Source organism: Bradyrhizobium sp. (genome assembly GCF_050014615.1).
Taxonomy (GTDB): Bacteria; Pseudomonadota; Alphaproteobacteria; order Rhizobiales; family Xanthobacteraceae; genus Bradyrhizobium.
The window spans coordinates 1-21,332 of the sequence record NZ_JBEKCZ010000078.1 but is presented as its reverse complement, the minus strand read 5'-3'; the positions used below and the strand labels follow the sequence as shown (position 1 = coordinate 21,332).

The window sequence follows — 21,332 nt, the reverse complement described above, 5'->3', positions numbered from 1 at the left end:
GGGTTATTCGGGCTTGCGAAGTTTGTTGCCGAAATGATCCGTTGCCAGCAGCAGCCCGATAATCCCGGCGGCTATCAGCGAGGGCGTGCGAATCTCCTGACGCGTGAAGCCGAGGTCGTCATGGGCGACATAGGCCAGCATGGACGCCGCCACGATGGCGGCGATGAGGGCCGATTCCCACGGCATCGAAATTTTACGCTCTTGCGGCTTCATCAGGTAGATATGTGCCCGGGCGGTCCGGTTTTCTACTCCGGAAGTCCAGCTATGCACAGGCGCAAACCGCACGCGCCCGACCCTACAATGCTACCGCTGGGTCTATCCGGCTACTCCAGCTCGACGACTTCGCCGTCCACCAGCGACACCCGCCGGTCCATCCGGCCCGCCAGTTCCATGTTGTGGGTCGCGATCAGCATCGCCACCCGCGTCGCCCTGACCAGTTGCATCAGCGCCCCGAACACATGATCGGCGGTGTTGGGATCGAGGTTGCCGGTCGGCTCGTCGGCCAATAGCGCCCGTGGCGCGTTGGCGACCGCGCGCGCGATCGCCACCCGCTGCTGCTCGCCGCCGGACAGTTCGGCCGGGCGGTGCTTGATGCGATCGCCGAGGCCGAGATAGGCCAGGATCTCGGTGGCGCGCTTGACGGTCTCCGAGCGCTTGAGGCCACGGATCATCTGCGGCAGCATGACGTTTTCGAGCGCGGTGAATTCCGGCAGCAGCCGGTGCGATTGATAGACAAAGCCGATATCGGTGCGGCGGATCTGGGTTCGCTCGATATCGGTGAGGCCCGAGGTCGGCGCGCCCCCGACATAGACCTCGCCGTCATCGGGGGTCTCGAGCAACCCCGCGATATGCAGCAGCGTCGATTTGCCGGCGCCCGACGGCGCCACCAGCGCCACCGACTGCCCCGCCCACAGCGCCAGCTTGGCGCCATTGAGGATGGTCAGCGTCGTCGCCCCCTGGGTGTACTGGCGTTTTATCTCGTGGAGATAGACAACCGGTACATCTTCCGCCACCTGCTCCATCGTGCCCTCACTCGTACCGCAGCGCGTCGACGGGGTCGAGGCGGGCGGCACGCCACGACGGATACAGCGTGGCGAGGAAGGACAACGTCAGCGCCATGATCACGACCGCGCTGGTTTCGCCGAAATCGATCTCGGCCGGCAGCTTGGACAGAAAATAGAGCTCGGGTGAAAACAGTTCGGTGTTGGTGAGCCAGGACAGGAATTGCCGGATCGATTCGATATTGAGGCAGATCAGCATGCCGACCAGAAATCCGGTCAGCGTGCCGACCACGCCGATCGCCGCCCCCGTGATCAGGAATATCCGCATGATCGAGCCCTGCGAGGCGCCCATGGTGCGCAGGATCGCGATATCGCTGCCCTTGTCCTTCACCAGCATGATCAGGCCGGAGACGATATTGAGTGCGGCGACCAGCACGATCATCGTGAGAATCAGGAACATCACATTGCGCTCGACCTGAAGCGCATTGAAGAAGGTCGAGTTGCGCTGCCGCCAGTCGACCAGGAAGACCGGCCGGCCCGCCGCTTCGGTGACGGACTTTCGGAATGCGTCGATCTTGTCGGGATTGGTGGTGAACACCTCGATCGCGGTCACGTCATTGGTGCGGTTGAAATAGTTCTGCGCCTCGGTCAGCGGCATGAACACGAAGCTCGCGTCATATTCCGACATCCCGATCTCGAACACCGCCGCCACCCGGTAGGGCTTGATCCGAGGCGTGGTGCCCATCGGGGTCACCGCGCCCTTTGGCGAGACCCGGGTGATGCTGTCGCCGGCATGCAGCGACAGCGTATCGGCGAGCCGGCGGCCGATGGCGACGCCCTGCCCTTCGTCGAAGCCCTCAAGCGTGCCTTGTTTGATGTTCTTGGCGATCGAGGTGAGGTTGTTGAGGTCGTCGGAGCGAATGCCGCGCACGAAGACGCCTGATGCGTTGAACGGCGAGGACGCCAGCGCCTGGCCGTCCACGACCGGCGCGGCGAGCCGTATGCCCGCCACCAGGTTGATGCGCTCGGCGACATCCTTCCAGTCGGTCAGCGGCGATTCCAGCGGCTGCACCAACAGATGGCCGTTGAGGCCGAGAATCTTGTCCAGCAATTCCTTGCGGAAGCCGTTCATGACGGCCATCACGATGATCAGCGTGGCGACGCCGAGCATAATGCCGAGAAACGAGAAGCCGGCGATGACGGAGATGAAGCCTTCCTTGCGACGTGCCCGCAAATAGCGTCCCGACAGCAGCCACTCGAAGGGCGCGAAAGGTCTGGTTCGAACTGGCTCGCTCATGGCTTCATCCATAGTTCGATTTTCACACGATTCGGGCTAATTGTGGCCGTGATAGCGGATATCCGGATAACCGCGGTGGATAATTCCGCTCTCGATTCTTGTTTGAGCATGATCTCCGCGCAAACGCCCCTGGCGTTTGTCGCGAGGGAAAACCGGTAGCCACTTTTCCGGATCATGCTCTAGCTCAGCCGCGCCACGACGTCCGCCGGGCTCAGGTTCTCTCGCGTTCCATCGCTGCGCCGCTTGACCTCGAGCTTGCCTTCGGCGAGGCCCTTGGGGCCGACCAGAATCTGCCAGGGAATCCCGATCAGGTCGGCGGCGGCGAACTTGGCGCCGGCGCGCTGGTCGGTGTCGTCATAGAGCACATCGACCCCCTTGGCCGTGAGCTCGCGATAAAGCTGCTCGCAGGCCGCATCGGTGTTCGAATCCCCCTGCTTCAAGTTCAGGATCGCGGCCTTGAACGGGGCGACCGCTTCGGGCCATTTGATGCCGGCGTCGTCATGGCAGGCCTCGATGATGGCGCCGACCAGACGCGAGACGCCGACCCCGTAGGAGCCGCCATGGATCGCCACCTCGGCGCCGTCGGCGCCCGCGACCAGGGCTTTCATTGTGTCGGAATATTTGGTGCCGAAATAGAAGATCTGGCCGACCTCGATGCCCCTGGTGTGCACCTTCTTGTCGGCCGGCACCTCGCGATCGAAGCGCGCGGCGTCGTGGACGTCTTCGGTCGCGGCATAGACCGAGGTCCATTGCTGGATGATCGGGGAGAGATCGCCGTCGTAGTCGACCTCTTCGCCGGGCACCGGCAGATTGAGCACGTCGCTGTCGCAATACACGGCGGACTCGCCGGTTTCCGCCAGCACGATGAATTCATGGCTGAGATCGCCGCCGATCGGGCCGGTTTCGGCGCGCATCGGGATCGCCTTCAATCCCATCCGCGCGAAGGTCCGCAAGTAGGCGACGAACATCCGGTTGTAGGAACGCCGCGCCGCGGCCTCATCGATATCGAAGGAATAGGCATCCTTCATCAGGAATTCGCGCCCGCGCATGACGCCGAAACGCGGCCGCTGCTCGTCGCGAAATTTCCACTGGATGTGGTAGAGGTTGAGCGGCAGGCTCTTGTAGGATTTCACGTAAGACCGGAAGATCTCGGTGATCATTTCCTCATTGGTCGGCCCGTAGAGCAATTCTCGTTTGTGACGATCGGTGATGCGCAGCATTTCCGGGCCATAGGCATCGTAGCGGCCGCTTTCGCGCCACAGGTCCGCCAGCTGCAGCGTCGGCATCAACAGCTCGATGGCGCCGGCGCGGTTCTGCTCCTCGCGCACGATCTGCTCGATCTTCTTCAGCACCCGCAGGCCGAGCGGCAGCCAGGCATAGATGCCCGCCGCTTCCTGCCGCATCATGCCCGCGCGCAGCATCAGGCGATGCGAGACGATCTCGGCCTCCTTCGGATTCTCTTTGAGGATAGGCAGAAAGAACCGCGACAATCGCATGGGGCTACTCAAAGAATCGGTGGGCCATTGGGAGCGAGCAGTGAAACCGGATCGGGTGCGAAAACACAAGGGCGGCTTTCGGCAAAAAAGCCGCCAAAAAAGCCGCTAAGCTTGCGGATTTCCTGCTGTTTTGCCGGGGACTTTGAGCGCGCGATTAAGGCGCGAACACGTCGCAAACCGCGCCGACACGAAAAATCCCGGTCTGGCTTTCACTTTTGCGCAATGCCGGCCCTCGACAGCATCCGCCTCACATCTTCATCCCCGGCATGTTTTTCATGCCCGGCGTGTTTTTCATGTCCATATGGCCATCCGGATGATCCGCGCCCGCCGGACCCTGCGCGCCGATGCTCCCGACCTCGAGCGAAAGCGTCACTTTGCCGGCCTTTTCGAATTCGAGGGTGACCGGCACCTTGTCGCCCTGCTTGAGCGGGGCCTTGAGATCGAACAGCATCAGGTGAAATCCGCCTGGCGCGAGCTTGACGGTCTTGCCGGGCTCGATGGTGAGACCGTTGTCGAGCGGGCGCATCGTCATCACGCCGTTCTTCATGGACATTTCGTGGACCTCGATCTTGCTGGCGACCTCGCCGGAGCCACCGATCAGCCGGTCCGGCGTCGCCCCCTTGTTCTCGATGGTCAGATATCCCCCGCCGATCTTGGCGCCCCCCGGGGTGGCGCGGCTCCAGGCCTGCGTGATCACGAGATCGCCGGCCTTGACCTCCTGCGCGCCGGCAGGTGCGGCGAACAGGGCCATGAGAAGTGCCACGTATGCTAGGCTACCCAGGATTTGCTTCATGACTTAAGCTTTCGATGATTTTTGCAGATTTGCTCGTCAGGCTTTCGCTCGCATGATACGCGGTCCGTTTCTTCACCCATAGGGTAGAGACCCCGTCACCGGCACACCTTCACATAGACGCAAATCTTCTTGAAATTCTCCCACCGGCATTGCTGCTCCATCCGGCAGGTCTTGCCTTTGGGTTCTGCGGATTCCGCCACGGTCGCCGCCAAAGATGGGCTCGCGCCGAAAATAATCATGCAAACGGCAAGTAGCGCAAAATATCTCATCTGTTGATCTCCTCTGCTTTCGCGTTGTGACGCCAACCCTGACTACCGACAGGTGGACGAGGGCACAGAAAAACTGACCTTTCGCTTGTCGCCGACCAGGCAGCCATCCTTCCAATTCCCCTGGACGACGCCTTGAAAACCTACCACCGTTCCGACGCCATTGGGTTTTCCATTGCGAAACTCGCCCTCATAGCGGGCGTTCCGGAGCGTCAAGACGCCTCGCCCGTGCGGCTCGCCGTTGACGAGTTCTCCCTCATAGCGGCCCGAGGACCAGACTTGCGTCCCGCGACCTGACTGCTGACCTGCGTTCCACTCGCCTTCGTCTTTCTCGTATGGCTTGCCGTCGTGAACCCATTGCAGGTTGCCAGCCCCCTGGGCAAAGCCATTGGCACAGGCCCCGGACCAGATCACCGACTCGTTGGCCTGCGGATGCGGGTTCCAGACTTTGCACCCGTTCTTGGGGTCCGCCACAAAACCTCCCGGCGGTAGCGACTGCGCATAGAGCACCGAATGGCAGAGCAACGCCGTCGAAACCAATAGAATTTTGGCGAGAGCGGTTCTGATTTGCGCAAGCATGATGACGTCAAACCTCGGAGTTCGGATCATGGGGGCAACAGCGGGAGCACAACGTCTCTCAGCAATTGCTCGCGAACGTCGATGAATTTGTCCCGGATCACGCCGTCACGATCCACGACGTAAGTCAAAGGAAAGCCTTCGGGCGGCCCGAATCCATTATCGGTAATCTGGTCCAGGGTCGCGGTGGGATAGGCCAGCGCGTCGCTCATCTTGCGCATCTTTGCGAAATCCTGCGGACGATCGGCGCTGATGCCGATTATCTCCAGCCCTCGCTCGCGATAGCGGCGGTAAAACGAGTCCAGGATCGGCATTTCCTTTTTGCAGGGCGCGCACCACGTCGCCCAATAGGTCACCAAGACGACCTTGCCGTGCTTTTGGCTGAGATCGAATGTGCCGCCGTTTAACTCAGTGAGGACCAGCGAAGGCGCAGCACGGTCAAGTATTACCTCAGCGGCAGCGGAGCCGACTTCTCCGACACAGACAAGCCATGCCATCAGAGCAAGAGAGGCAAATACTTTACTGCTCATCGACGAACCTCTTCTCAATCACGCCATCGCTGCGGTTTTTGGTCGCAATAACGGCCGGACTTCTGACACAAGAGTCACATTCCGGTGGCCCCGGCGCGCCGAAGATCGGCACGCCGGGGAGAATTTGCCGCAATGAAGCACGGTTAGAAATTATAGCTCGTAACGAGCTTGAACAGGTACGGTGCTACAAGCTGGCCTTCCGTTCCCGCATTATTCGCAGAATTGGCCCGGTAGTAGATGGGGACCTCGACATCAACATAGAATTTGAGCACCTTCTTGGTAGCCTCGTCCAACACCTTCGTGAACTCGATGCCGGGCGACAGCATGACCCGATCGAAGCCGGAGTTCAGGGGATCCGACCCGGTGCCGCTGTCGGAATCCCGGTGGGACAAGATCACCTGCGCGAGCGGCGTGATCTTGTCGAAGCCGAGCACGTGGTACCAATTATTGTAAATGATGCCGACGGCGCCATCGATCTGCATGCCCGGATGATAGGTTTGGACGACACCGAGGTTGCCGTCGAAGAAGCCCTGCGGGTCGGCGGCCGACTGATACGCAAACGGCTGCCGCCACACAAACTGCGAAAAGTATTGCCAGGCATTGTCACCGCTCAGCAGGCCGCGATGAAAACCCCCTAGTATCAGGTCGGTGCTGCCGGTTCCGATCTGGTTGTCGCGATCCAGTCCAGGTGTCGTAAAGCTTGCCGTCGGCAGCTTGAGCCCGAAAATAAGGCCATTTGACATGTCGGGCGAGAGCCCGGTGTAGACTCCCATGATCTCGAGGTCGCCAAAGGTCCTGGAGTTGAACGTCTGAATCTGTCCGGGATACATAAAGTCGGTCTCGGTCGTCAGCGCGCGGCTTGAGGTAACCGGCACCCTTACCATGACGCCCCAGTCACGGTTGAAGTTGTAGGCGAACCCGACATTGTACCATTGGGTCTTGATTTCCTTGTCGGTATTCAACGCCGCCGGCGCCTTGGAACTGCCGACGTAGTTTTGGGTCTGGTCCTGACTCCAGTACTCGAAAAAGACCCTGCCGCCATGATCCTGTTCCTGCGGCATATCGAGGCCGCCGATGTCGAACACGCTGCAACCGCAGGCGCATGCGCGCGCGACCGTCGTGGTCAAGCCGACGAGAGAGCCGACGGAGAGGACCGCCGTCAGAAGGCACATCGCCAAAGCTGCGACGATTCGGCTGCTCAGTCTGCTGAGCGCCGGCAAGGTTGAAATTTGAGTGATGGTCGACATGATGTCACCGTTGGATTGAGAAGTTTAAGGATGTCCGGACGACCGCGCTTTGCGGTCCGGCAATGAAAAGGCGAGGAAGAGCGAGTTCGCGCATGACGCGCCCCAGCGATCAGAACTTGTAGTTCACGCCAGCGCGGAGAAGCTGGACGGCCAGATCGCTGGACCCGCGCAGTGTATTGGCACCACCGCCAGTATCGGTGATCGCACCCACCGCGTTGACCGTCGGGAAACTCGCGTAGAGATATTCGGCGCGGAACGTCCAATGATCCGCAAGGGCATGTTCCCAGCCTGCACCGGCAACCCAGCCCACCAACGACTTCGATGCTGCCGCGCTTCCGCTTCCGGGAGGGACGCCACCGTCGCTGTAGCTTTCCAGATAGCTGACCCCGCTAAAAGCCACGCCTCCCGTGAGGTAAGCGAAGTCTCGATCTGACGCGATCCCGAGTCTCGGACGAATAGTCGCCAAATAATTCGTCGTAAGGGACTGCCCGATGGTGAACGGAGTTACACCATCGCTCAGCGTATTGGAGTTGTTGGTGAACCAGGTATGGCTGGAGAAAGAATCGAAATCGCCTTCCAATCCGACGACCAGCAAGCCCGACTGCATATTGCATCCGACTTGCCCGCCGGCAATTAGACCGTCGCCGCTATGGCCACCGGAGCCGCTCCCGGCCACCACGCCCGGGTCGACACCCAACAGGTGCGTTCCCGGATCGACAGCGGAGCTGAGATTGGCGCCGCTCGCGCCTCCCCCGACATTCAAACCGGCATAACACCCCGACCATTGATAGGTCGTCGTCGGCTGCGGTGCCTTCATGGCCATGTCGGCCGCCGATGCGCCGGTCGCGACGAAGGCAAGCACGGCAGCGGCACTAAGCCTCCGCCATAGGCCGACGCCTGAAACTTTTCGGTTCGAGGAACGGCAGGATTGATCAATGACATCCCTGATGGGATCAACGCTGAGAAACTTGCGCATAGCTAACGCCCCGCAAAAATGAATTGAGTCTCGAAGAGCTCAATTCGAGAAAGGACGACCTGACAGGTCGGGTTATTGGAATCGTGTCAGGTCGCCTGCGGTGGCGCGCGGGCTTGGGTATTGGAGCCGACGCGTACGGCCGGCATGGGGTCGGCAGCTTCCAGCCATGATATCAGCTGGTATTGACGCTGCAGACTTACAAAAATGAGCGGCGGCGGATCGACGGCAAAGCTGCCGCCAAAGCCCGCGCCGCAGAAAGCGCAGCACCGTCCGTGAGAGTGCTGGGTCTGGGCCGGAGCCGTCTGCGGGTCTGAGGAAGACGCCATGTCGGTGCAGATCGACGCCATATACAGCGGATCGCTCGTAGCATAGGCAACCACGCGAAACGCCGCGATCGGTGCCATCAGCTGCACCAGAACCGCCAACAAAACGATTGGAATGAACAATTCCAGCCGCCGCCGCATGGATTTCCCCCAAAAAAGCTCTCTAACACCTGTGCCGCGCCTTGTCGAGATTGTTGGCGGCGAACATCCTCCCTTGATCGCGTCAGCGACAAATCCGGCAGGACAATTCGTATCTCCCTTCGACGACACGGCGTCTTCGAAGGCGAAGATACTCTGTCATGTTGCAGCGGCGATAACTCTTCTTGCAGCAGCGATAACTCTTCAACTCTGATTTTTCAGAGCCCATTCAACCGACGTTTCACGGGAATAAATCCAGACCTTGACGGGTCGTTTTGTTGGCGTTGCGACGCATCCCGCGAACGTGAATTGAATCCGGTTTTGTATATCAACATAAGCTCGTGAAGATGGGTATCAGGCCGAACCATACCAGCCCAAAGCGGCGGCGATTCTGGCAGAGGCTGGTCGGCGCGGCGGCCATCTATGCTCTGATCATGCAGCCGCTGTTGCTGTCGTTCGTCAGCGCGCAGTTGGCCAAGGCTTCCACCCTCGACGGTGTTTCTCTATCCCAACTTTGCCTGCACGCAACCGACGGCAGCCCGCTTTCTCCTGCCGACCAGCAAAAACATCCGGCCAATCACCATTGTGATCTTTGTTTTGCCGGCGCGTTCCACCTGCTGGATGCGCCACGCCCGACAGCCATTCACCACATTAGTTCGGAAATCGGCGAGGTGCGGCAATCGGCGCGTCCGCTGCGACTGTCCCCGTTCACGCGATACTCGGTCGCGCGTCCCAGGGGTCCTCCGCACAGCGCGTGATGCAATGCGGCCTTGCGGGGCTGCCCTATAACTGCTTTCACGTTTCTGACCGGAGAAATCCTGATGTCTCGATCCATTTCGCGTTTGTTGGCGCTCGCGATTCTTTTCGCGTTGGCGTCCACTTCCGATGCCCTCGCTCACTGTTTTGTGGGCGCGCGTTTCTTTCCGGCTACGCTGGCGATCGATGATCCCTGCGTCGCCGACGAATTGTCGATGCCGACCGTGTCGTGGTCCAGGACCGCGGACATGCCACCGGCCACCGAATGGGATTTTTCGGGCGAGATTTCAAAGCGGATCACCGAAAATTTCGGCGTCTCGATCGGCGAAACCTGGACCCAGATTCGCCAGCCGGACGGGATGGTCACGGCCGGATTTCAGGATCTGGAGACGACGTTCCAGTACCAGTTGCTCAAGGATCGTTCGCACGAGTTCGCATTGCTGGCCGGGGTGATCGTCGATTGGGGCAACACCGGCGCCGTCAATTCCGGACTAGGCACCTCCTACAGCCTGGTCACCCCGACGCTCTATTTCGGAAAAGGTTTCGGCGATCTGCCGGACACGCTGTCATGGGTCCGTCCCTTCGCGCTGACTGGACAGGTCGGCTATCAAATGCCGACCAGTTCCTTCGATTTCACCCAGGCCGCCTTCATTCCGCAGCAAGCGGTCTACGGCGCGTCGCTGCAATACAGCCTGCCCTATCTGAAATCCGAAGTCGTCGATCTGCAGCTTCCGGATTTCTTCAATCATCTGATTCCGATCGTTGAGGCGAGTTTCTCGACGCCGGTCGCGAACAATTTCGGCAATCCCTACACCACGACCGGAACGGTCAACCCCGGCGTGATCTGGGTCGGCGGATATTTCCAGATCGGCCTTGAGGCCGTGATCCCCATCAACCGCGAAAGCGGCAGCGGGGTCGGGGTTCTCGGCCAATTGCATTTGTATCTCGACGACATGTTCCCGGCCACCGTGGGACAGCCGCTGTTCGGCGGCTCCCAGGCTACTCCCCGCAAATTGACCTTCTGAGGCAGCACCATGCGAATCCCAACCTTTGTGACATCGACCCTGCTTGTGTTCCTGGCGGGCTCCGCCGCCGAGGCTCACGCCTTTCTCGACCACGCCGAGCCACGCGTCGGAAGCACGGTGCCGACCGCGCCGCGGGAGGTTTCGCTTTCCTTTACCCAGAATGTGGAACCGGCGTTCAGCTCGGTCGAAGTGAGCGATGCCAACGGCGCGCGGGTCGACCTCGGCAAGCCTTCGATCAGCGCGGGCGTCATGCGCGTCGGGCTGAAGTCACTATCACCAGGGACCTACAAAGTGCGCTGGCACGTTCTGTCGGTCGATACCCACACCACCGAGGGCAGCTTCAGCTTTCACGTCGGACCGTGAAGGCCGAAGCGGCCGAACACGTGCAACGAAGGTGCGGCAGCTGACGCGCCGCCGTGGGATCGATCACGGCCGCCGCACTGAATTTGTTCGACCAGTTTTGCCCGATTTTTTTGCTCGGTTTATTTGCTCGGCTTGGAGGACACTTTGCTCAATCCGCTGATCGCAGTGCGGGATATCCACTTCGGCTCGTCTGTGATTGTCGCAGGGATCGTGTTCTTTGATCTGTTCATCGCTTCGCCGGCCTTGCGGCAGGTGGACGGGCGGCTCGAGGCGACGGTGGCCACCTTCAGAATCCGCGCCGCCGTCACGCTGTGGATCAGCCTGGCGGTATCGATCGTTTCAGGCCTGGCATGGCTGGGCCTGCTGGCCGCCCGGATTGTGGGCAAACCGTTCGCAGATGTCATTGCCGACGGCACCGTCTGGGTCGTGCTGACGCAAACGCAGTTTGGCTTCGCCTGGGAGTTGCGGTTCTTGTTCGCTATCGCGCTGGCCGCCTGCCTGCTGCTATGGCGTGCAAAAAACGCCCAGGGGCCGATCCGGCAAAAACTCCCATGGCAGAAGATCTTGGCGGCACTGCTGGCCGGCGCCTATCTGGGGGCGCTGGCCTTTGCAGGGCATGGCGAAGAGGGTCTCGGACTTGAGCGATACTTCCATCTTGCCGCGGACTTTTTTCATTTGATCGCAGCCGGTCTGTGGCTTGGGGGTCTCATCCCGCTGGCATTGTTGCTGGTGTATCTGCGCCGGTCGCGTGAAGCGAGCTGGATCGCGGCGGCGTGTGAGGTGGCCAGTCGCTTTTCCAATCTCGGCATCGCGGCTGTTGGAATCCTGCTGGTGAGCGGAACCATCAACGCGCTGTTCCTGATTGGCCGCACGCAAGCCCTCGCCGGCACGGACTATGGCCGATTGCTGCTGCTCAAGATTACCCTGTTCGCCGCGATGGTGGGCCTGGCCGGGATCAACCGGCAATATCTGCTGCCGCGGATTTGCGGCGAGGTTGGAATGGACCAGGGCTCCCGGACCGTCCGATGGCTGGTCCGCAGCACGCTGGTCGAGATTGGGGTCGGGCTCGGCGTGATCGTCATCGTGGGAATGCTGGGCATCATGGCGCCGGCCAGCAACATGCCCGCACATTTTCACTGACGCCGGCGGCCCTCATCTTGACCCGTTGGCAGCCGGCTGTTTTCCCCTACCCGCTTACCCGAAGCGCGGTTCTTGGGGGTCAACCACAACCCACAGTGGCCAAATTGCATTCATTTCAGAAACTGCTCGAATTTTGAACAATCGTTGCTGAAATTGATGACAAGACCATAAAGATGGTCTACCAGTGCGGGCTCAGGCTGGCCGTAAGGTCGAAGTCTGGTGGTCCAAGTCTCGGGAGGAGCCCTGGCGCGCACAAGCAGCGTCGCCCCGTCAATCAAGATCAAATCCAAATTTTCGGGGAAATAGGGTCGACACAATTTTTAGAGCAGGGCTGCTTGCCCTGCTCTTTTTTTATTTTGCAGCAGGATTATTCGCGCTGTTCGTTCGTCGCCGCTTTCCCGCCGCGAGAAACGAGGCATTGATGCGCTCGATCAATTCGCATCCGAGTATTCCATTCGAGCGACGTACTTGCCGCCTTCATTTACAATCTTAATCGCTCGCACATAAATTGGGCCGTGCTTTGTATTGTCGTTCATCCATGCCAGGGCGACTTTCGTGGCCGCGTCTTGATCTTTCTGACCTTCGAATTTGATTTCCTTTATTTCCTGGGCAAGCGCGGTCGAGGTGAGGGCAAAAAATAAAAAGCTCGCGGCAAGCAATCGTCCTGGGCGTTTAAAACTGGCCATTTCGGTTCTCCTCCGGAGGATTAGTGCAATGACCCCTCGGCTCGCCCCCGGACGGGTTTTTGCTATTTAGCGAAGGGTTGATATCTCTAAAGGCAGCCTCCAGAAATAAGCTAAACACAGGCACTATTTAAATATTTTCATTCCCGCTCGAGGAAATTTGATCCGACATCGGCCTTCCTCTTGATCGGATCGAAATCGCAATAGATACCGTCCGCGACCAGCGTGTAGCTGGAAACGATCCTGTATTTGTCGAGCTTGACCGAGTTCAAACCGATCACGCTGGTGCGGGCCCCGCCATTCCACTTGAAGGGCGTGGTGCTCGGTGCCTTTTCACAGGCCGCCACCGCTTCCGCAAAAACAGAGCCTTCGACAAACGCCTTCATGGTCTGCAGCTGGTTGTTTATTTTCCAATTTAGATAGAAAGACCCGGCAAGGCCGGCAATGGTCAGAATCAAAAGCCCGACAATGATCCGTTGAAACGTCATTTCCTGCTCTCCAAACCCGCACGCGCCGACCAAATATCAATCAGAGCGGAATTCCCATCAGCTTCGACAACCGCTCGACGCTGAGAAGACCCGCATTATAGGCCCATACCGCGACCGCAAAAATGACCGCCGACAGGACGGTGGTCCAGATCAGCTTGCGACCCATCTGGCTCGCGACCGGCGCGCCGGGATCGGTACCGGGGCTGCTCTCGCCGTCTTCGTGCTGGCTGCGGATACCGAACGGCAGCGTCAGAAACAGCACGATCCACCACAGCACGAAGTAGATCGCAAATCCGGTTGAGAGGGTGTAGGCCATGGCGGCTCAGGCCTGTTCGATTTCGACGAGCGCGCCGGAAAAGTCCTTGGGGTGCAGAAACAGCACCGGCTTACCGTGGGCGCCGATTTTGGGCTGTCCGTCGCCGAGCACCCGCGCGCCCTCTTTGATCAGCGTGTCGCGTGCCGCGACGATGTCGGGCACATCATAGCAAATATGGTGGATTCCGCCGTCGGCATTGCGCTCGAGGAATTTGGCGATCGGCGAGGATTCGCCGAGCGGCTGGATGAATTCGATCTTGGTGTTGGGCAGCGTCACGAACACGGTAATGACGCCGTGCTCGGGCAACGGCACCGCCGCGGAAATATCGGCGCCGAACGCCGCGCCGTAAATCCTGGCGGCCTTCTCGGCATCCCTGACCGCGATCGCCACGTGATTGAGCCGGCCCAGCATGACATTCCTCCGTCCTCTTTTATGCGCGTGGGTGCGTCCACGGTCACGAAACAGGCGCTATCCTAGAGCATAATTCAACTGGGTTGAATCATGCTCGTCGTCCATCTTCTTGTTTGAGCATGATCTTTTCGGAAAACCGGTTCCCACTTTTCCGGATCATGCTCTAAACCGTCAGGACGTGAACATAGCACAAGGGCTTCTTGCCCCAATGCTCGTTGACCGTGGCGCGCACGGCACGGCGCACCGATTCCGCGATCGCGTCGGGGTCGCGCCGCCGCGCGCGCGGCAATCCCTCCACGGTCGAAACGACAACGTCGAACACGATCTCGTCGATGATTTCACCCGCCATGTTCTTCTCGGGTATTCCGACCAGATCAACCTCGGGATCGTCGGCCAGCTCACCCTTGTCGGTCACGGCAATCGCCACGAACGCGCAGCCGGCGAAGGCCAGTTTGCGCCGCTCGACGACGGCGCGCGATTTGGAATCCTCCAGGATCGAACCGTCCTTGTAGAGCCGCCCCGACGGTATTTCCTCGATCACGGAGGGATCGCCCGGCCCCAGTTTGACCAGGTCGCCGTTGCGGCAGATCAGAACCTTCGGCACGCCCGAGGCCCGCGCCAGCTTGGCGTGTTCGAACAGATGCAGGGCCTCGCCGTGGACCGGGATCAGCAGTTGCGGGCGCACCCAGCCGATCATGTCGCGCAGTTCGTCGCGGCGCGGATGGCCGGACACATGGACCAGATGGGTGCGGTCGGTGATCACCTCGACGCCCTGCGTCACCAGGCCGTTGATGATGGCGCCCACCGCCTTCTCGTTGCCGGGGATGGTGCGCGAGGAAAAGATCACGCAGTCGCCCTTGTTGAGCGTCACCTGCGGATGGTCGTCATTGGCGATCCGCGACAGCGCCGCGCGCGGCTCGCCCTGGCTTCCCGTACACAGCGCCAGCACCTTGTCGGGTGGAAAATGACCGTAGAGATCGGCGCCGCGGAAATTCTGCACGCCGTCGAGATAGCCGGTTTCGCGCGCCACCTGCACCACGCGCTCCATGGCGCGGCCGACCACCACCACCTCGCGCCCGGCGATGCGCGCGGCATCCGCGACCGCGCGCAGCCGCGCGACGTTGGAAGCGAATGTCGTCACCGCGACGCGACCTCTCGCCGACTTCACCAGTTCGGTGATGGTCTTGGCGACTTCGGCCTCCGAGGGCGAGCGCCCTTCCCGCACCGCATTGGTGGAATCGCCAATCAGCGCCAGCACACCGGCGTCGCCAAGCTCGCGCAGCCGCCGCTCGTCGGTCGGCTTACCTATGATCGGCGTCGGATCGATTTTCCAGTCCCCGGTGTGCAGCACCGTGCCGGCAGACGTATGGATCGCCAGCGCATGGGATTCCGGTATCGAATGCGCGACCGGAATGAACTCGACATTGAACGGCCCGAGATCGATGCGACCGCCCGAGGGCACCACCGTGACCGGGATTTTCGGCGGATTGCGCTCGGAAGCGCATTTGGCCTCGAACAGCGCCGCGCTGAATTGGGTGGCGTAGATCGGGCATTTCAGCCTGGGCCACAGGTCGATGATGGCGCCAAAATGGTCCTCATGGGCATGGGTCAGGACGAGACCGATCAGGTTCTTGCGTTCCTTTTCCAGGAAGCGGACGTCGGGCATGATGGTATCGATGCCGGGCAGATGCTCCTCATCGCCAAAGGACACGCCAAGGTCGACCGCGAGCCAGGAACGTTGATGACGGTTGCCGAGGCCATAGATCGACAGGTTCATGCCGATCTCGCCGACACCGCCGAGCGGCGCAAAGGTCAGTTCATCCGGTCGCGCCATCAGGCCGCTCCCGCCGACGCAGCCGCGCCGAAATAGACGTCTCCCGCCGATATCGGAACCCGCCTGCCGTCAGCCGTCCTGACCACCATGCAGCCGGCCTCATCGATGGTGTCGAAGATACCTTCTACCGTGGAGGCGCCGGTGTGGACGGCGACCGGCAGTCCAAGCCCGGCCGCGCGCTCGAGCCAGAGCCGCCGGATGTCGCCAAAGCCGCGTCCGGCGTCCCATACGCCGCGAAATTCCGCCCAGCTATCCGACAGCGCGCTAAACAGTTCCTCGGCGCCGACATCCACGCCCAGCGCCGCCAGCGAGGTGGCTGGCGTTGGCGTGCCCTCGGGGGCCGCGACGACGTTGGTGCCGATGCCGACCACGACGGCCAGGCGATTGTCAGCCAGCGCCTCGGCCTCCAGCAGGATGCCGGCCAGCTTCTGCCGCCCCGCCAGCACGTCGTTGGGCCATTTCAGCGAAAATTGCATGTGCTCCGTTCCCGCCGATCCCGGCGATGCCTTCTGGCTTACTCTTCGCAGCGCCGTCTCCAGCGCAATCCCCGCCGCAAATCCCAGGGTCGCGGCTACCGACGGCGAGACGTCGATCACTTCGAGGATGCTGCTGGCGAGATTGCCGCGCGGCGCGATCCATGCACGATTGCGCCGTCCGCGTCCCGCCGTCTGCTCCGATGTCACGAACCACATCGGCCCGCGCTCGCCACCCCGCGCGCGCGACATGGCTTCCGCGTTGGTCGAGCCGATGCTTTCGAAGGCAGCGAGGCGATAACCCGCCGATATGGCTCGGGGACCGAGCGAAAACGGCATCTAAAAGAGTGACTTCGCCGCAGCCGTTGCCACGCTCACCAGCGGCCCCGGATAGACGAAGAAAAAGATGTTGAAGAGGCCCGCGACCGCCAGCACCGTGCGCAATTCCATGCGCATCGGATCCAGCTTGGCGAGCGGCTCGTCGAAATACATCACCTTGATGATGGTGAGATAGTAAAACGCGCCGACCACGCTGGCGAGCACCCCGACCACGGCCAGCGTGAACAATCCGGCCTTGATTGCGGCCACGAATACGTAGAATTTTGCAAAAAAGCCCGCGAGCGGCGGAATGCCCGCCAGTGAAAACAGCAGCATGGCGAAAAAGAAGGCCAGCAGCGGGTTGGTGCGCGACAATCCGGCGAAGTCGCTGATATTCTCGACGTGCTGACCGTTGCGCTTCATGGTCAGGATCACCGAGAAGGTGCCGAGCGTCATCGCCACATAGATCGCGATATAGACCAGCACGCCCTGCGCGCCCTCGGCGGTTCCGGCCGCCAGTCCAACCAGCGCGAAGCCCATATGGCCGATCGACGAATAGGCCATCAGCCGCTTGATGTTTTTCTGGCCGATGGCGGCGAACGATCCCAGCACCATCGAGGCGATCGCCACGAACACCACGATCTGCTGCCATTGCGAGACGATGCCTGGAAACGCCGTCAGCGTGACGCGGGTGAACACCGCGAGTGCTGCGACCTTCGGCGCGGAGGCGAAGAACGCGGTCACGGGCGTGGGCGCGCCCTCATAGACGTCGGGCGTCCACATATGGAATGGCACGGCCGAGACCTTGAAGCACAACCCCGCCAGCAGGAATACCAGCCCGAACACGATGCCGATGCTGCCGGTCTTGGCGGCCGCAGCGATGCCCGCGAAGCTCACGGTGCCGGTAAAGCCGTAGACCAGCGAGGCGCCATACAGCAGCATGCCCGACGACAGCGCGCCCAGCACGAAATATTTCAGGCCGGCTTCGGTCGATTTCGCATTGTCGCGATTGCTGGCCGCGACCACGTAGAGCGCGAGACTCATCAGCTCGAGCCCGAGATAGAGCATGATCAGGTCGCCGGCCGAGATCAGCACCATCATGCCGAGCGTCGAGAGCAGCACCAGAATGGCGTATTCGAAGATGCGCCGGGACGGGTCGGCCAGAAATTCCGCCGACAGGACCAGCGTCGCGGCCGAGCCAATCAAAGCCAGGATTTTCAGGAACCGGGCGAAGTCGTCGACGATGAAGCTGCCGTTGAAGGTCGTGAGTTTTCCGGCCGGCAGCCACAGTTCAAGCGCGCCGACGACCACCAGCAGGCAGACCGCCAGGCCGGTGACAAGGCCGGTCGTCTGCGGGCCCCGATAGGCTCCGATCATCAGCAACGCCATGGCGCCGAGCGCCAGCACAAGCTCCGGCAACACCGGCAGCAACTGATAACCTGCGCTCTCAAAGCTCATCATAGTGCCTTCACTGCAGCAGGGCGGCTGCCTTCATGGCAGTCACCGCGTGGCCGTAATTGTCAACGAGTTGCTGGACCGATGCCGCCGACATGTCGAGCACCGGCTTCGGATAGACCCCGAACAGGATGGTGAGAACCACCAGCGGCACCAGCAACAGGCTCTCGCGGAAAGTGAGATCCTTGATGGTCGCCAGCGACGGCTTGACCAGCGCGCCGAACACGACTTTCCGGTAGAGCCACAGCGCATAGGCCGCCGACAGGATCACGCCGGTTGTGGCGAAGGTCGCGGTGGGGATCGAGACCTTGAAGGTACCGATCAGGGTCATGAACTCGCCGACAAAGCCGGAGGTGCCGGGCAGACCGACATTGGCCATGGTGAAGACCATGAACACCAGCGCATAGAGTGGCATGCGGTTGACCAAGCCGCCATAGGCCGCGATCTCGCGGGTATGCAGGCGGTCATAGACGATGCCGACGCAGAGGAACAGCGCACCCGACACGATGCCGTGCGAGATCATCTGGAACACGCCGCCGGCAACACCCTGGGTGGTGCCGGCGAAAATTCCCATGGTGACGAAGCCCATATGGGCCACCGAGGAATAGGCGATCAGCTTCTTGATGTCTTCCTGCATCAGCGCCACCAGCGAGGTGTAGATGATGGCGATGGTGGAGAGCGAGAAGATCAGCGGCGCGAAATCATGCGATGCCATCGGGAACATCGGCAGCGAGAAGCGCAGGAATCCGTAGCCGCCCATCTTCAGCAGGATCGCGGCCAGGATCACCGATCCCGCGGTCGGCGCCTCGACATGCGCATCCGGCAGCCAGGTGTGAACCGGCCACATCGGCATCTTCACCGCGAAGGAGGCAAAGAACGCCAGCCAGGCCCAGGTCTGCAAGCTGCGCGGCACCGCCGTGTGCATCAGGGTCGGAATATCGGTGGTACCGGCGTTCCAGTACAGCGCCATGATCGCCAGCAGCATCAGCACCGAGCCGAGCAGCGTATAGAGGAAGAACTTGAAGGAGGCATAGACCCGGCGTGGTCCGCCCCACACCCCGATGATCAGGAACATCGGGATCAGGCCGCCCTCGAAGAACAGATAGAACAGCACGAGATCGAGCGCCGAGAAGGTGCCGATCATCAGCGTTTCCAACAGCAGGAACGCCATCATGTATTCGCGCACCCGCAGCGTGATCGATTTCCAGCTGGCGAGGATGCAGAACGGCATCAGGGCCGTGGTCAGGATCACGAACGGCAGCGAAATGCCGTCGACGCCCATGTGATAGGTGATGGCATTGGCAAGCCACGGCGCTTTTTCGACGAACTGAAAATCCGGCTGCGCGGGATCGAAGCGCCAGACCAGGATCAGCGACACCGCGAACGTGATCAGCGTGGTCCACAGCGCGATCCAGCGCGAATTACGCCTCGCCGCTTCGTCATCGCCACGGCTGATATAGACCAGCAGGGCCCCGACCACGGGCAGGAAAGTAACGACGGAGAGAATGGGCCAGGTTGTCATCACTGGCCTCCCAAGCCGAACATGAACCAGGTGATCAATCCGGCAACCCCGATCAGCATCGCGAAGGCGTAGTGATAGAGATAGCCGGTCTGGATCTTCACAACATTGCGGGTGACGTCGAGCACCCGTGCCGACACGCCATCGGGACCGAAGCCGTCAATGATGTAGCCGTCGCCGACCTTCCACAGGAAACGTCCGATCCATTTGGCCGGACGAACGAAGATCAGATCGTAAAGCTCGTCGAAATACCATTTGTTGAGCAGGAACTGGTACAGCAGCGGCTGCTGCCGGGCGAGTTCCACCGGCAGATACGGCCGGCGGATATAGAACAGCCACGACACCAGGAAGCCCAGCGCCATCATCGCCGTCGGCAGGAATTTCGCCCACTCTGGGATGCCTTCCATATCTTCGATGATATGCGGGTTCATCTTCAGGGACTCGCGGAAGAATTCCTCCACGCTGCCGCCGGCGAACAACTCCTTGAACGGAAAACCGGCAAAGATCGAGCCGACCGCGAGAATACCGATCGGAATCAGCATCCACAGCGGCGCCTCATGCGCGGCTTCATAATGCTCCTGATCGTGCGGCTCGCCATGGAAGGTCTTGAAGATCAGGCGCCACGAATAAAACGAGGTGAGGCCCGCCGCGACGACCGTCATCAGGAAGCCGTAGAGCGCAAACGGATTGTGCGAGGCGAAGGCGGATTCGATGATCGCGTCCTTGGAGAAATAGCCTGCCGTGAGCGGGAAGCCGGTCAGCGCCAGCGTGCCTATCACCATCACGATATAGGTGAAGGGAATCCGGTCCTTGAGCCCGCCCATGTTGCGGATATCCTGCTCGTGGTGCATCGCGTAGATCACCGAGCCCGAGCCTAAGAACAACAGCGCCTTGAAGAAGGCGTGCGTGAACAGATGGAACATGCCGACGGAGTAAGCCCCCGCCCCCATCGCCACGAACATGTAGCCGAGCTGCGAGCAGGTCGAATACGCCACGATGCGCTTGATGTCGTTTTGCACCAGACCCACGGTGGCCGCGAAGAAGGCGGTGGTGGCGCCGAAGAACATCACAACGGCCTGCGCATTGGGCGCCAGTTCAAACAGCGGCGACAACCGCGCCACCATGAAGACCCCCGCGGTGACCATGGTCGCGGCATGGATCAGGGCCGAGACCGGCGTCGGTCCTTCCATGGCGTCCGGCAGCCAGGTGTGCAGCAGGAACTGAGCTGATTTTCCCATCGCGCCCATGAACAGCAGCAGGCAGGTCAGCGTCAGCGCGTCGGCGTGCCAGCCGAAGAAATCGATGGTCTTGCCGGTCAGGCCCGGCGCGCCCGCGAAGATGGTCTCGAAGTCGGTCGAGCCGATCAGCATGAAGATCGCGAAAATACCAAGCGCAAAGCCGAAATCGCCGACGCGATTGACCACGAAGGCCTTGATCGCCGCGGCGTTGGCCGACGGCTTCTGATACCAGAAGCCGATCAGCAGATAACTCGCCAGACCCACGCCCTCCCAGCCAAAGAACAGCTGCACGAGATTATCTGCGGTCACCAGCATCAGCATCGCGAAGGTGAACAGCGACAGGTAAGCGAAGAACCGCGGCCGGTTCGGATCCTCGTCCATGTAGCCGATCGAATAGAGATGCACGAGCGACGACACGGTATTGACCACCACCAGCATCACGGCGGTCAGCGTATCGACCCGCAGCGACCACGCGACCTGCAGATCGCCCGAACTGATCCACGGGAACAGCGCGATCCTGACGTCGTGATGCATGAAGCCGACATCGACCAACGCGAACCAGGACAGGGCAGCCGAAACCAGCAAAAGCCCTGTGGTGATCAGCTCGGCCGCGCGCGAGCCCGCCGCCGGCGGCTCGGACACGTGATGATCATCGTGGCCGTGATCATCG

At 61.0% G+C, this 21,332-nt stretch carries 24 protein-coding genes; 5 read left to right on the top strand and 19 right to left on the bottom strand.

Translation table 11 applies throughout. The features are described 5' to 3' along the window. Window positions 1–3: 3 nt before the first annotated feature. The 8 genes from ABR948_RS14385 to ABR948_RS14350 form a co-directional block, all read right to left on the bottom strand. Window positions 4–186 carry a hypothetical protein gene (locus ABR948_RS14385; RefSeq protein WP_428118880.1) on the bottom strand — a complete coding sequence of 61 codons (183 nt, stop codon included), beginning with the start codon at window positions 184–186 and terminating at the stop codon, window positions 4–6. A gap of 137 nt (window positions 187–323) precedes the next feature. After that, a complete protein-coding gene (locus ABR948_RS14380; protein WP_428118877.1) occupies window positions 324–1,022 on the bottom strand; it encodes an ABC transporter ATP-binding protein in 699 nt (232 codons plus the stop codon). A gap of 7 nt (window positions 1,023–1,029) precedes the next feature. After that, window positions 1,030–2,310 (bottom strand): lipoprotein-releasing ABC transporter permease subunit, encoded by a 1,281-nt coding sequence (locus ABR948_RS14375; RefSeq protein WP_428118874.1) that lies wholly within the window; start codon window positions 2,308–2,310, stop codon window positions 1,030–1,032. Between the two features lie 167 nt (window positions 2,311–2,477). Further along, window positions 2,478–3,794, bottom strand: a complete 1,317-nt coding sequence (gene proS, locus ABR948_RS14370; protein ID WP_428118871.1) for a proline--tRNA ligase — start codon at window positions 3,792–3,794, stop codon at window positions 2,478–2,480. Window positions 3,795–4,041: 247 nt separating this feature from the next. Next, the gene (locus tag ABR948_RS14365; RefSeq protein ID WP_428118868.1) at window positions 4,042–4,587 is read right to left on the bottom strand and encodes a copper chaperone PCu(A)C; all 546 of its coding nucleotides are present in this window, start codon (window positions 4,585–4,587) and stop codon (window positions 4,042–4,044) included. A 311-nt stretch (window positions 4,588–4,898) separates the two neighbouring features. Further along, a complete protein-coding gene (locus tag ABR948_RS14360; protein ID WP_428118865.1) occupies window positions 4,899–5,432 on the bottom strand; it encodes an MORN repeat-containing protein in 534 nt (177 codons plus the stop codon). 26 nt (window positions 5,433–5,458) lie between these two features. Continuing rightward, window positions 5,459–5,959: a TlpA disulfide reductase family protein gene (locus tag ABR948_RS14355; RefSeq protein WP_428118862.1), complete on the bottom strand. Its 501-nt coding sequence runs from the start codon at window positions 5,957–5,959 to the stop codon at window positions 5,459–5,461. Between the two features lie 143 nt (window positions 5,960–6,102). Beyond that, window positions 6,103–7,044: a hypothetical protein gene (locus ABR948_RS14350; RefSeq protein ID WP_428118859.1), complete on the bottom strand. Its 942-nt coding sequence runs from the start codon at window positions 7,042–7,044 to the stop codon at window positions 6,103–6,105. On the opposite strand from ABR948_RS14350, the gene ABR948_RS14345 reads away from it, so the two are divergent. Beyond that, window positions 7,034–7,192, top strand: coding sequence for a hypothetical protein (locus tag ABR948_RS14345; protein ID WP_428118857.1), 159 nt, complete (start codon window positions 7,034–7,036; stop codon window positions 7,190–7,192). The two genes, ABR948_RS14350 and ABR948_RS14345, sit on opposite strands and share 11 nt — an antisense overlap. Window positions 7,193–7,315: 123 nt before the next feature. Here ABR948_RS14345 and ABR948_RS14340 read toward each other — a convergent pair whose 3' ends face one another. Next, window positions 7,316–8,182: an outer membrane protein gene (locus ABR948_RS14340; RefSeq protein ID WP_428118855.1), complete on the bottom strand. Its 867-nt coding sequence runs from the start codon at window positions 8,180–8,182 to the stop codon at window positions 7,316–7,318. Between the two features lie 86 nt (window positions 8,183–8,268). Then, on the bottom strand, window positions 8,269–8,646 hold the full coding sequence (locus tag ABR948_RS14335; RefSeq protein WP_428118852.1) for a DUF2946 family protein: 378 nt from the start codon (window positions 8,644–8,646) through the stop codon (window positions 8,269–8,271). A gap of 338 nt (window positions 8,647–8,984) precedes the next feature. Here ABR948_RS14335 and ABR948_RS14330 point away from each other — a divergent pair, with 338 nt between their 5' ends. From ABR948_RS14330 to copD, 4 genes are all read left to right on the top strand, one after another. Continuing rightward, entirely contained in the window at window positions 8,985–9,401 is a 417-nt protein-coding gene (locus ABR948_RS14330; RefSeq protein ID WP_428118850.1) for a hypothetical protein, read from the top strand. Between the two features lie 63 nt (window positions 9,402–9,464). Further along, window positions 9,465–10,424, top strand: coding sequence for a hypothetical protein (locus ABR948_RS14325; protein WP_428118847.1), 960 nt, complete (start codon window positions 9,465–9,467; stop codon window positions 10,422–10,424). 9 nt (window positions 10,425–10,433) lie between these two features. Continuing rightward, window positions 10,434–10,787, top strand: coding sequence for a copper resistance CopC family protein (locus tag ABR948_RS14320; protein WP_428118845.1), 354 nt, complete (start codon window positions 10,434–10,436; stop codon window positions 10,785–10,787). Between the two features lie 144 nt (window positions 10,788–10,931). Further along, window positions 10,932–11,927: a copper homeostasis membrane protein CopD gene (copD, locus tag ABR948_RS14315; RefSeq protein WP_428118843.1), complete on the top strand. Its 996-nt coding sequence runs from the start codon at window positions 10,932–10,934 to the stop codon at window positions 11,925–11,927. Between the two features lie 431 nt (window positions 11,928–12,358). Here copD and ABR948_RS14310 read toward each other — a convergent pair whose 3' ends face one another. The 9 genes from ABR948_RS14310 to nuoL form a co-directional block, all read right to left on the bottom strand. After that, window positions 12,359–12,613 (bottom strand): hypothetical protein, encoded by a 255-nt coding sequence (locus tag ABR948_RS14310; protein ID WP_428118841.1) that lies wholly within the window; start codon window positions 12,611–12,613, stop codon window positions 12,359–12,361. A gap of 137 nt (window positions 12,614–12,750) precedes the next feature. Beyond that, window positions 12,751–13,098, bottom strand: a complete 348-nt coding sequence (locus tag ABR948_RS14305; RefSeq protein WP_428118838.1) for a hypothetical protein — start codon at window positions 13,096–13,098, stop codon at window positions 12,751–12,753. A 40-nt stretch (window positions 13,099–13,138) separates the two neighbouring features. Then, entirely contained in the window at window positions 13,139–13,414 is a 276-nt protein-coding gene (locus tag ABR948_RS14300; protein WP_428118835.1) for a DUF1467 family protein, read from the bottom strand. Window positions 13,415–13,420: 6 nt separating this feature from the next. Beyond that, on the bottom strand, window positions 13,421–13,825 hold the full coding sequence (gene mce, locus ABR948_RS14295) for a methylmalonyl-CoA epimerase (protein ID WP_428118833.1): 405 nt from the start codon (window positions 13,823–13,825) through the stop codon (window positions 13,421–13,423). A gap of 163 nt (window positions 13,826–13,988) precedes the next feature. After that, window positions 13,989–15,659, bottom strand: a complete 1,671-nt coding sequence (locus ABR948_RS14290; RefSeq protein ID WP_428118830.1) for a ribonuclease J — start codon at window positions 15,657–15,659, stop codon at window positions 13,989–13,991. Then, window positions 15,659–16,471, bottom strand: coding sequence for a biotin--[acetyl-CoA-carboxylase] ligase (locus ABR948_RS14285; protein ID WP_428118827.1), 813 nt, complete (start codon window positions 16,469–16,471; stop codon window positions 15,659–15,661). Before ABR948_RS14285 ends, ABR948_RS14290 begins: the two co-directional genes overlap by 1 nt. Further along, the gene (gene nuoN / locus ABR948_RS14280; protein WP_428118824.1) at window positions 16,472–17,908 is read right to left on the bottom strand and encodes an NADH-quinone oxidoreductase subunit NuoN; all 1,437 of its coding nucleotides are present in this window, start codon (window positions 17,906–17,908) and stop codon (window positions 16,472–16,474) included. Between the two features lie 10 nt (window positions 17,909–17,918). Continuing rightward, window positions 17,919–19,427 (bottom strand): NADH-quinone oxidoreductase subunit M, encoded by a 1,509-nt coding sequence (locus ABR948_RS14275; protein ID WP_428118821.1) that lies wholly within the window; start codon window positions 19,425–19,427, stop codon window positions 17,919–17,921. Next, window positions 19,427–21,332, bottom strand: a 1,906-nt coding sequence (nuoL, locus tag ABR948_RS14270) for an NADH-quinone oxidoreductase subunit L (protein ID WP_428118818.1), incomplete at its 5' end; no start/stop codon positions are given. The genes nuoL and ABR948_RS14275, both read right to left, overlap by 1 nt.